9 protein-coding genes are annotated in these 10,302 nt (G+C 69.8%); 4 read left to right on the top strand and 5 right to left on the bottom strand.

Annotated elements, in window-relative coordinates:
- Window positions 1-92: 92 nt before the first annotated feature.
- From AN218_RS16390 to AN218_RS16375, 4 genes are all read right to left on the bottom strand, one after another.
- Entirely contained in the window at window positions 93-1,847 is a 1,755-nt protein-coding gene (locus AN218_RS16390) for a BCCT family transporter (RefSeq protein ID WP_070017631.1), read from the bottom strand.
- Window positions 1,848-1,930: 83 nt separating this feature from the next.
- Entirely contained in the window at window positions 1,931-2,137 is a 207-nt protein-coding gene (locus AN218_RS16385) for a DUF2277 domain-containing protein (RefSeq protein WP_070017630.1), read from the bottom strand.
- Between the two features lie 57 nt (window positions 2,138-2,194).
- Window positions 2,195-3,220 carry a rod shape-determining protein gene (locus tag AN218_RS16380; protein ID WP_070017632.1) on the bottom strand — a complete coding sequence of 342 codons (1,026 nt, stop codon included), beginning with the start codon at window positions 3,218-3,220 and terminating at the stop codon, window positions 2,195-2,197.
- Window positions 3,221-3,280: 60 nt separating this feature from the next.
- Entirely contained in the window at window positions 3,281-5,317 is a 2,037-nt protein-coding gene (locus tag AN218_RS16375) for an ABC transporter ATP-binding protein (protein WP_079132238.1), read from the bottom strand.
- A 388-nt stretch (window positions 5,318-5,705) separates the two neighbouring features.
- Here AN218_RS16375 and AN218_RS16370 point away from each other — a divergent pair, with 388 nt between their 5' ends.
- The gene (locus AN218_RS16370; protein WP_070017629.1) at window positions 5,706-5,945 is read left to right on the top strand and encodes a DUF397 domain-containing protein; all 240 of its coding nucleotides are present in this window, start codon (window positions 5,706-5,708) and stop codon (window positions 5,943-5,945) included.
- 258 nt (window positions 5,946-6,203) lie between these two features.
- On the opposite strand, the gene AN218_RS16365 is transcribed toward AN218_RS16370, so the two are convergent.
- Window positions 6,204-6,728: an ATP-binding protein gene (locus AN218_RS16365; RefSeq protein WP_070017628.1), complete on the bottom strand. Its 525-nt coding sequence runs from the start codon at window positions 6,726-6,728 to the stop codon at window positions 6,204-6,206.
- 301 nt (window positions 6,729-7,029) lie between these two features.
- Here AN218_RS16365 and AN218_RS16360 point away from each other — a divergent pair, with 301 nt between their 5' ends.
- The 3 genes from AN218_RS16360 to AN218_RS16350 all read left to right on the top strand — a co-directional run bounded on the left by AN218_RS16360 (window position 7,030) and on the right by AN218_RS16350 (window position 10,227).
- The gene (locus tag AN218_RS16360) at window positions 7,030-7,917 is read left to right on the top strand and encodes a helix-turn-helix domain-containing protein (protein ID WP_070017627.1); all 888 of its coding nucleotides are present in this window, start codon (window positions 7,030-7,032) and stop codon (window positions 7,915-7,917) included.
- A gap of 100 nt (window positions 7,918-8,017) precedes the next feature.
- Window positions 8,018-9,475: an aldehyde dehydrogenase family protein gene (locus tag AN218_RS16355; RefSeq protein ID WP_070017626.1), complete on the top strand. Its 1,458-nt coding sequence runs from the start codon at window positions 8,018-8,020 to the stop codon at window positions 9,473-9,475.
- A gap of 164 nt (window positions 9,476-9,639) precedes the next feature.
- On the top strand, window positions 9,640-10,227 hold the full coding sequence (locus AN218_RS16350) for a DinB family protein (RefSeq protein ID WP_070017625.1): 588 nt from the start codon (window positions 9,640-9,642) through the stop codon (window positions 10,225-10,227).
- Window positions 10,228-10,302 lie beyond the last annotated feature (75 nt).

The raw sequence follows: 10,302 nt of genomic DNA, 5'->3' as shown, positions 1-10,302 counted from the left end.
CCGCCACGGTGGTTCCGTGGCGGGGCGCCGACTGCTGTGGTGCGTGTGTGCGCGAGACCGGCCCGGCTCGGGGACCGCTCCGGTCGCGGCCGCTAATCCCTGTACAGGGTGTCCGTCGAACCGTCGTCGTCCGCTTGGCCGTCCGAACCCTCCTGCGACGAGGAGCCGTTGGTCGGGCCGATGAGGATCTCGTACTCGCCGCCGTACTGCCGGTGACCGGCGAGCACCGCGGTCTCGATGGCCTCGTCGCCGCGTTCGCCCACGACGATGAGCCGGTCGCGGCGCAGATCCCGCGTCATGGCCACACACATGCCGACCATCACCAGCGTGAACGGCACCGCCACGAGAATCGTGAGGTTCTGCAAGCCCTCCAACGCGGTGTCCCCGCCGCCGCCGATCAGCAGCATGACCGCCGCCACGGCACCGGTGAGCACACCCCAGACGATGACGACGTTGCGTCCGGGCTCCAGCGTCCCCTTCTGCGAGAGCGTGCCCATCACGATGGACGCCGCGTCCGCGCCGGAGACGAAGAAGATGCCCACGAGGATCATCACGATGAGGCTCGTGATGCTCGCGATCGGGTAGTCGCGCAGCACCGAGAACAACTGGCCCTCGGCGGTGGACTCGCCGGTCAGCTTCGCGCCGTTGCGCTCCAGGCTGATGGCGGTGCCGCCGAAGATCGCGAACCAGACGAGGCTTACGACGCTGGGTACGAGGATCACGCCGCCGACGAACTGCCGGATCGTACGGCCCCGGCTGATGCGCGCGATGAACATGCCGACGAACGGCGTCCAGGAGATCCACCAGGCCCAGTAGAAGACCGTCCACGCGGAGAGCCAGTCGGCGACGCCCTTGCCCGCGGTGGAGTCGGTGCGGGCGGCCATCTGCGGCAGGTCACCGATGAACGAACCCACCGATGTGGGCAGCAGGTTGAGCATCAGGATCGTCGGGCCGACGATGAACAGGAACAGCGCCAGCATGCCGGCCAGCACCATGTTGATGTTGGACAGCCACTGGATGCCCTTCTCGACGCCCGAGATGGCGGACGCCACGAACGCGGCCGTGAGCACGGCGATGATGATCACGAGGATCGGAGTGCCCACGTTGTCGGCCCAGTTGACCTCCTTGACACCGCTGCCGATCTGCAGGGCGCCCAGCCCCAGCGAGGCGGCGGAGCCGAAGAGCGTCGCGAAGATCGCCAGGATGTCGATGACGCGCCCGAAGGCGCCGTTGGCGTTCTTCTCGCCGATGAGCGGGGTGAAGACCGCGCTGATCGTCTGCCGGCGCCCCCGCCGGAAGCAGCTATAGGCGATGGCGAGTCCGACGACCGCGTAGATCGCCCACGGGTAGAGCGTCCAGTGGAAGAGCGTCGTGGCCATCGCCGTCTGCATCCGCTCCGGCGCGGAACCGCCCGTACCGGGCGGCGGGTCGGCGAAGTGCGTCAGCGGCTCGTTGACGCCGTAGAACATCAAGCCGATGCCCATGCCCGCGCTGAACATCATCGCGACCCATGAGACGGTCCTGAACTCGGGCTCCTCGCCCTCCTTGCCGAGGGTGATCTTGCCGTAGCGGCTGAAGGCCAGCCACAGTGCGAAGATCACGAAGCCCGAGGCGGCGAGCACGAAGGCCCAACCGCCGTTGTGCATGGTGCTGTTGAGCATCGCGGTGGAGACGCTTCCCAGCGAGTCCGTCGCGACGGCGCCCCACAGCACGAAACCGAGGGTCAGCGCGGCGGTGACACCGAACACCACCTTGTCGGTCTGTGGTTTGAGCGCGGCCTTCAGACCGCCGGGCTCGCCGCCCGGCGGATCGCCTGTCGCGTCCTCTTCCACCCGTTTATCCGGCACGCTTGGACCTTTCACTCTGGATCAGATCGGGGAGCAGCTACCCGACTTCCTGATCAGCATGCCGTCCGAGTATCTGTTTGTCGTCAGCTCCGGACGACCAGTGAGGAAAGCAGGTCACCGGTCGCCGCTGCTACTCGTTCGACGGCCTTGTCGAAGGCTTCGGCGTTGTGTGCCGCCGGGTGCCGGAAGCCCGAGACCTTGCGTACGTACTGGAGGGCGGCGGCCCGTACGTCGTCCTCGGTGACGGCCTCGGCGTAGGGCGGCCGGAGTGTCCTGATGTTTCTGCACATACCTCGACGCTACGTCCCCGCGCCCCCGTGCGGCACCGCCGGGGACGGGGGAGCGGGTCAGTGGACATCGACTTCGAGCGGCACGGCGTGCCCCTCGACCATGGCCGCGAGGCCGTTGATCGCGCTCAGGGACGGGTGGTCCGCGATGTGCACCGGCATGCCCGTGCCCGTACGTAGCCGCTCGTCGAGTCCGGGCAGCAGCGCGCTGCCGCCCGCCAGCACCATGCCGCGGTCCGCGAGGTCGGCGACCAGGTCGGGCGGGCAGTTGTGCAGGACGCTGCGGATCGCGTCGGACAGCCCGGTCAACGGGGCCTGTATGGCCGCCCGTACGTCGTCGGGGTTGACGATCACGGTGCGCGCCATGCCGGTGGCCACGTCCCGGCCGAAGACCTCCGTGGCGCCGGAGGTGTCGCCGCCGCCCGTGAGCGCCAGGTGCAGCGGGCGTACGGCCTGGCTCGGGAGGATCAACTCGTGGTGGTTGCGCAGATGCTGGACGACCGCGTGGTGAATCGTGTCGCCGCCCATCGGCACGGTGGTGGCCGAGACGATCGCCCCCAGCGAGAGCACCGCGATCTGGGTCGTCGTCGCCCCGCAGACCAGGATCATGTTCGCCTCGGGCTGCTCGACGGGGAGGCCGCAGCCGACCCCGGCCGCGGTGGGGGTGTCGACCAGCTCCACCTGTTTCGCGCCCACGCCCGTGAGCGTCTCGACGGCGGCGCTGCGCGCGAGCGGATCGGCGTTGTGCGGGATGGTCACGGCCGCGCGCTGCATGGCGCCCCGCCGCCGCCATGCCCGCCGTACCGAGGAGCCGACCATCGAGCGGAGCATGCGCTGTGCCATCTCGATGTCGACGACGGTGCCGTTGCTGACCGGACGTACGACCCGGATGTGCGCCGGCGTCCTGCCGTCCATGCGCTCGGCGGCGGTGCCGACGGCCATCAGCGCTCCGGAGAAGGTGTTCACGGCGACGACGGACGGCTCGTCCACGAGGAGGCCGGCGTCCTTGATGTGGACGCGGGTGCGGGCGGAGCCGACGTCGACGGCGACCGAGCAACGGCGAAGCTGGTCTAGCGGCTTGGTCACGGTGATCCCCATCCTTGCCGGTGCCTGGGAGGGGTCCGCCCGCGCGTGGCGGCCCTGTGCTCAGGGTGCACTCGGCTCGTCGGCACCGCCTGCCGGGCTGATCTGCCCGAGTGAGCCGCCGGGCACCGGGGCGGGGGCGGTCCCGGACGGCCGCGAAGGCGACGGCGCGGACGGCTCCGGTACGGCGTCCGCCAGCGGCAGCGGCTGCGCGTCCGCGTCCGCCCCGTGCGGCGCCCCGCCCTCGCTGAACTGCGTGCGGTGGAGCTGCGCGTAACGTCCGCCCAGCGCCAGCAACTCCTCGTGCCTGCCGCGCTCCACGATGCGTCCGGACTCCACGACGAGGATGAGATCCGCGGCCCGTACGGTCGACAGCCGGTGCGCGATCACGACCGACGTGCGTCCCGCGAGGGCCTCCGCCAGCGCCTCCTGCACGGCGGCCTCCGAGGTGGAGTCGAGGTGGGCCGTCGCCTCGTCCAGGATCACCACGCGGGGCCGGGCGAGCAGCAGCCGCGCGATGGTCAGCCGCTGGCGCTCGCCGCCGGAGAGGCGGTAGCCGCGTTCGCCGACGACGGTGTCGAGGCCCTCGGGCAGCGAGGCGACCAGACCGTCGAGCCGTGCGCGGCGCAGGGCGTCCCACAGTTCGCCGTCGGTGACGCCGGGGCGCGGCAGCGACAGGTTGGCGCGGATGGTGTCGTGGAAGAGGTGGCCGTCCTGGGTGACCATGCCGAGCGTGTGCCGCAGCGAGGCCGCCGTCAGATCCCGTACGTCGGTGCCGCCGAGGCGGACCGTGCCGCCGTCGGCGTCGTACAGCCGCGGTGCGAGGGACGCGATCGTCGACTTGCCCGCGCCCGAGGAGCCGACCAGCGCCACCATCGCGCCGGGCTCCGCGCGGAAGGAGACGCCGTGCAGCACCTCCTCGCCGCCGCGGGTGTCGAGCGCGGCGACGTCCTCCAGCGACGCCAGCGAGACCTTCTCGGCGGACGGGTAGGCGAAGCGCACGTCGTCGAACTCGACGGAGACCGGCCCCTCCGGCACCGCCACCGCGTCCGGCTTCTCGACGATCAGCGGCTTCAAGTCGAGGATCTCGAAGACCCGTTGGAAGCTGACGAGCGCGCTCATCACCTCGATACGGGCCCCGGCGAGCACGGTGAGCGGCGCGTACAGCCTGGTGAGCAGCAGAGCGAGGGAGACCACCGTGCCGGCGTCGAGCGAGCCGCGCAGCGCGTAGTAGCCGCCGAGCCCGTAGACGAGGGCGAGGGCGAGGGCGGAGACGAGCGTGAGCGAGGTGATGAAGAAGTGCTGGACCATCGCGCTGCGTACGCCGATGTCCCGCACCCGGTCCGCCCGCCGGGTGAACTCGGCCGACTCCTCCTCGGGACGTCCGAAGAGCTTCACGAGCGTGGCGCCGGGCGCCGAGAAACGCTCGGTCATCTGGCTGCCCATCGCGGCGTTGTGGTCGGCCCGTTCGCGCTCCAGACGTGCGAAGCGCGCGCCCATCCTGCGGGCCGGCAGCACGAAGAGCGGCAGCAGTACGAGCGTGAGGAGCGTGATCTGCCAGGACAGCCGGAGCATCACCGCGAGCGTCGCGAGCAGCGTGACGAGGTTGCTGACGACCTGGGAGAGGGTGTTGCTGAAGGCGCGCTGCGCGCCGATCACGTCGTTGTTGAGCCTGCTGACGAGCGCGCCGGTGCGGGTGCGCGTGAAGAAGGCGACGGGCAGGCGCTGCACATGGTCGTAGACCGCCCGCCGCAGATCGAGGATGAGGCCCTCGCCGATACGGGCCGACAGCCACCGCGTCAGCAGCCCGGCGGCGGCCTCGGCCACGGCGATGACGGCGATCACCGACGAGAGCACGACGACCGTGCGCACGGAGGCGCCGCCCGTGATGGCGTTGACGACTCGCCCCGCCAGCAGGGGAGTTGCGACGGTGAGCAGGGCCAGGGCGCTGCTGAAGACGAGGAACGCGACGAGGGCCCGGCGGTGGCCGCGGGCGAAGCGGAGGATGCGGCTGAGGGCGGCACGCGAGAAGGGGCGCTTGTCCTCTTGGGCGAAACGGGCGGCGTAGAGGGCGTGCCACGCTGTCGTCTCCATGCTCATGGTCTCTCCTGCGGGCCGGTTCCGGGACGTGCTGCTGACATACCGCAGGACCGTAGAAGTTGAAGTTCCGTTGAAGTCAAGGAAGGGCAGTCGATGCCGGGCGGGGACGGGCGGAGCACCGCGATGCCGGACGGGGAACCCGACTGCCGTGCGCACGGGGCGAGTTGGGACCGTGTACGGCGCGGTGCGGACTGCGGGTGATGGGCGATCAGCGGTCCGCAAGGGGCTTTGACCGGCTGTGATGGTGCGGCGACAGGGCGTCGTGCACGTGCATCGGCACATGCATAGGCACATGAACGAGGTTATGATCCAAGGCAGTTGACCGGACGACGGTGTCCGTACCGCGCACTGTGCGACACCCCCCACCGCACCAGCCCGGGAGATCCAAGTGCCTCACCCGTACAACGGCATGGCCGCAAGGGACCTGCACGGGGCCGAGTGGCAGAAGAGCCGGCACAGCAACTCGCAGGGCACCTGCGTGGAGTTCGCACGGCTCCCCGGCGGCGACATCGCCGTACGGAACTCACGCTTCCCGGACGGTCCGGCGCTGGTCTACACACCCGCCGAGATGGAAGCCATGATCCTCGGCGTCAAGGACGGCGAGTTCGACCACCTCGTGCAGGACTGACCCTCCGGCCCCCTCGTACCGGAACGACCCCGGCGCGGTGGCGCGGGCCGCCCGTGAAGAGGGCCGCTCGTGAAGACGCCTGACGCGCGGCGGAGGTTGAGCGGTACGCGCCGCGGGTTCCCCCTCCGCAGTGCGTACCGCCCCGGGCCCTCGGCCCGCACCGTGCGGCGTACCGCACGAGCCCAACTCCTCGGCCCGCGGCGCCTGTCGGCGCCGCCTCGGTCCCGCCGCAGGGCGGCCGGACCGCTACAGCGCCCGCTACAGGGGCCGTACGGGCGTGAGCCGGAAGAGCGCCCAGACCACCTTGCCGCGCATCATGCCCGTCAGCGGATGCCAGCCCCAGCCGTCGCTGAAGGACTCCACCAGGCACAGCCCGCGGCCCGACTCGGCGGTGAAGTCCACGAACTCGGCGCAGCCGTCGGCGGCTTCGGGCGCGGGCGGCGCACCGCTCGGGTCGCGTACGGCGCACACCAGCCGCGCCGCCCACCGCATCAGGTCGAGCCGTACCGGCGAGGACGCCGGTTCCGCGCCCGCGGCGGGCGAGGCCGGCAGGCCGTGCCGCAGCGCATTGGTCACCAGCTCCGAGACGACGAGCGCGACGGTGTCGAACTCGCCCTCCAGGCGCCACCGCCCGAGGGTCTCGCGGGTGAAGTCCCGTGCGCTTCTCACCGCGTCGAAGCGCGGCGGAAGCGCGCAGGTGGCGGAGCCGGAGACGGTCGAATGGTCAAGGTGAGGGACATCACGCCCCAAGGGCTCCAGCACGGTCGATGCTTCGGTCCCCATGACGAGCCACTCCTGGCGTTCGCGGCAGTGATGATCCTGTGTGGATCCGGTCGGCTTGCTGTCTCGATGGGTCTCGCTGTTCCTCGTTCGCCGTTCCCCGTGTGTCACAACTGGACTGGCACGCAGCGCACTTGTGCGACCCCCATGGTTCCCAATGCCCACAGCAGATGCAAGGGCAGATGCACGTGCACGAGAGACTTTCGATCGTGTGTAATCACCCGGGCACGCAACGGAGCGCATTGATGGCACACTTCCCTGAGAGCAGGGTGAAGGGTTCCTCGAAATGGAGACACAACCGGCAATGGGTGTGAGCGGCGGCGCAATCGGGGCGAGTGGCTCAAGCGGGTCGATGGTGCGGCGCATTCTGCTCGGGTCTCAGCTCCGCCGGCTCCGTGAGGCCTGCGGGGTCACGCGTGAGGCCGCCGGTTATTCGATCCGCGCGTCCGAATCCAAGATCAGCAGAATGGAGTTGGGCCGTGTGAGCTTCAAGGCCCGTGACGTGGCCGATCTGCTGACGCTCTACGGAGTGGTCGACGAATCCGAGCGCGAGCCGCTGCTGGGCCTCGCCAGAGAGTCGAGCATAGCCGGGTGGTGGCACAGCTACAGCGACGTGCTGCCGGGCTGGTTCCAGACCTACGTCGGCCTGGAGGGCTCCGCCTCCCACATCAACACCTACGAAGTGCAGTTCGTGCACGGCCTGTTGCAGACGGAGGACTACGCGCACGCGGTGGTCACCGCCGGGCACCAGAGCCACATCCCGGAGGAGGAGGTCGAGCGCCGCGTCGCCCTCCGCGTCGAGCGGCAGAAGCTGCTCCTCGGTGAGAACGCCCCGAACTTCCTCTGCATACTCGACGAGGCCGCGCTGCGCCGCCCGTTCGGATCCCACGCGATCATGGACGGTCAGCTCCGCCATCTCGCCGAGGTGTCGGAATCCCCCAACGTCACGGTCCAGGTCGTTCCGTTCGAACTCGGCGGACATCCCGCGGAGAGCGGTGCGTTCACGCTGCTGCGCTTCCCCGAGTCCGACCTCAACGACGTGGTGTATCTGGAGCAGTTGACCAGTGCTCTTTACCTGGACAAGAAAGATGAAGTGGCCCACTATGACCAAGTGTTGAGCCGATTGGTCAAGGACAGCCTCTCACCGTCGCGTACGCGCGATCATCTGCAGGCAATCCGCCAACGCGGCTGAATTGCAAGTACGATGACCAGTCATCAGTACGGAGTTGTGCTGTGTGCTGCGGCCCCAGGCGGCACTCGCTCAGCTTGTTCCTGCCCCACGAAGGAATGACATGTCCTATTTCACGGACCTGGCGCTTCAGTACATAGACGGCCAGTGGTGCCAGGGCAGCGGTTCCTGGGACGTCATCGACTTCGACCCGTACAACGACGCGAAGCTCGCCGCCATCACGGTCGCCACCGCCGAAGAGGTCGACCGGGCCTACCGTGCCGCCGAACGGCATCAGCGGGACTGGGCGAAGACGAATCCGTACACCCGCCGTCAGGTCTTCGAGCGCGCCATCCGCATCATCGAGGACAACGAGCAGGAGATCGGCGAGGCGCTCGTCGCCGAGACCGGGGGCACTCGGCTGAAGGCCGAGATCGAAATCCACCAGACCAAGGAATTCCTGCGGGAGACCGTGCACTTGGCGCTGCGCGCCGAGGGACGGATCGTGCCGTCGCCGGTCGACGGCAAGGAGAACCGGGTGCTCCGGGTCCCCGTGGGCGTCGTCGGCGTCGTCACGCCGTACCACTTCCCCTTCCTGCTGTCGCTGAAGACGATCGCCCCGGCGCTCGCCCTGGGCAACGCCGTCGTCCTCAAGCCGCACCAGAACTCCCCGGTGTGCGGCGGCTCGCTCGTCGCGAAGGTGCTGGAGGACGCCGGGCTGCCGCCCGGCCTGCTGAACGTCGTGATCAGCGACACCGCCGAGATCGGCGACACCTTCATCTCCCACCCGGTGCCGAAGGTCATCGCGTTCACCGGTTCCGAGCCGGTCGGCCGCCAGGTCGCGACCGTCGCCGCCTCGCACTTCAAGCGCGCGGTGCTGGAGATGGGCGGCAACAGCGCCTTCATCGTCCTCGACGACGCCGACCTCGACTACGCGGTCGACGCCGCCGTCTTCAGCCGTTTCGTGCACCAGGGCCAGGTGTGCATGTCGGCGAACCGCATCATCGTCGACCGGGAGATCTGCAAGGCGTTCAACGACAAGTTCGTCGCCAAGGTCGAGACGCTGAAGGTCGGCGACCCCAGGGACCCGGACACCCAGATCGGCCCGCTCATCAACGCCGTACAGGCCGAGAAGGTCAACTCCCTTGTGGAGCGCACCGTCGCCGAGGGCGCCACCGCGCTCGTACGCGGCACCAAGCAGGGCAATCTGATCTCGCCCAGCATCCTCACCGACCTGCCGGACGGCTCGGCCGCGTTGCGCGAGGAGATCCTGGGTCCCGTCGCCCTGGTCATCCCGGTGGACGGCGAGGACGAGGCGGTACGGGTGGCCAACGACACCCCGTACGGGCTCGGCGGCGCCGTGCACACCGGCAACATCGACCGCGGTCTGCGCGTGGCCCACCTCATCGAGACGGGCATGGTGCACATCAACGACACGACGGTGGCGGACGAGCCGATCGTCCCGTTCGGCGGCGAGAAGAACTCCGGCCTGGGACGCCTCAACGGCGAGCAGACCGTGGACGCCTTCACCACCACCAAGTGGATCTCCATCCAGCACGACCGCAGCGGTTTCCCCTTCTGACGTCTTCTGACGTCGGGGAAGCCGGTCTTCCGGCCGGTCCTCGCGTGCCGAATCCACCGGCGCCGCGCGCCCGTTGCGGACGCTGCCTGACCGCAAGGGCTCCTAGCGTCGGCCTCATCGAGAGGCGCCGGACAGAGCGCGTCTCCTGGCGGAAGGTGACGGTCATGCCCGTAGTGGTGAAGCCGGAGGCACCCGGCGACGAGCGCGGCGCGCTCCTTGCGTATCTGGACGCCCAGCGCGGCGGCATCCGGCGTGCGCTGCACGGGCTCACCGAGGAACAGGCCCGCAGCACCCCCTCGGCCAGCGCCCTCTCCCTCGCCGGGGTGCTCAAGCACGTGGCGTACGGGGAACGGGGCTGGCTGCGGCGCCTGAAGGCCGACGACGGCGCGCAGCCGGACATCGCGGCGCAGGCGGCCGAGTGGCAGCAGAGCTTCACCCCGCGCGAGGACGAGAGCGTCGAGTCGCTGCTCGCCTTCTACGAGCAGGCCGCGCGGGAGATCGACGACGCCGTGCGCGCGCTGGATTCGGTGGACGAGACGTTCGACTCCCCGAAGGTCCCGTGGGACGAGGGCGGCACCCGCTCCTGGCGCTGGGCGCTGCTGCACCTGATCGAGGAGACGGCACGGCACGCGGGCCACGCCGATGTGATCCGGGAGTCGATCGACGGCAAGGGCGCCTTCGACCTCGTCTTCGAGACGGGCACGATGCCCGAGCCGGACTGGGCGGCCTTCGGCGCCGATCCGCTCAAGTAGCCGCGCCCGCCCGCCGGTTGGCCGTCCCGTACGCCGCCTGCGCCCGGGCCCGGCCGCCGCCCGTCTAGGCTGGCG

Origin of the sequence: Streptomyces nanshensis (genome assembly GCF_001751255.1) — a bacterium.
Taxonomy (GTDB): Bacteria; Actinomycetota; Actinomycetes; order Streptomycetales; family Streptomycetaceae; genus Streptomyces; species Streptomyces nanshensis_A.
The sequence above is the reverse complement of the archived record's forward strand: the minus strand, read 5'-3'. Positions and strand labels throughout refer to the sequence as shown.

Excerpts from the sequence above, each read along its gene's own strand:
- AN218_RS16360 (WP_070017627.1), top strand. The coding sequence starts at position 7,030 with ATGGGTGTGAGCGGCGGCGCAATCGGGGCGAGTGGCTCAAGCGGGTCG.
- AN218_RS16375 (WP_079132238.1), bottom strand. The coding sequence starts at position 5,317 with ATGAGCATGGAGACGACAGCGTGGCACGCCCTCTACGCCGCCCGTTTC.
- AN218_RS16350 (WP_070017625.1), top strand. The coding sequence starts at position 9,640 with ATGCCCGTAGTGGTGAAGCCGGAGGCACCCGGCGACGAGCGCGGCGCG.
- AN218_RS16355 (WP_070017626.1), top strand. The coding sequence starts at position 8,018 with ATGTCCTATTTCACGGACCTGGCGCTTCAGTACATAGACGGCCAGTGG.
- AN218_RS16385 (WP_070017630.1), bottom strand. The coding sequence starts at position 2,137 with ATGTGCAGAAACATCAGGACACTCCGGCCGCCCTACGCCGAGGCCGTC.
- AN218_RS16365 (WP_070017628.1), bottom strand. The coding sequence starts at position 6,728 with ATGGGGACCGAAGCATCGACCGTGCTGGAGCCCTTGGGGCGTGATGTC.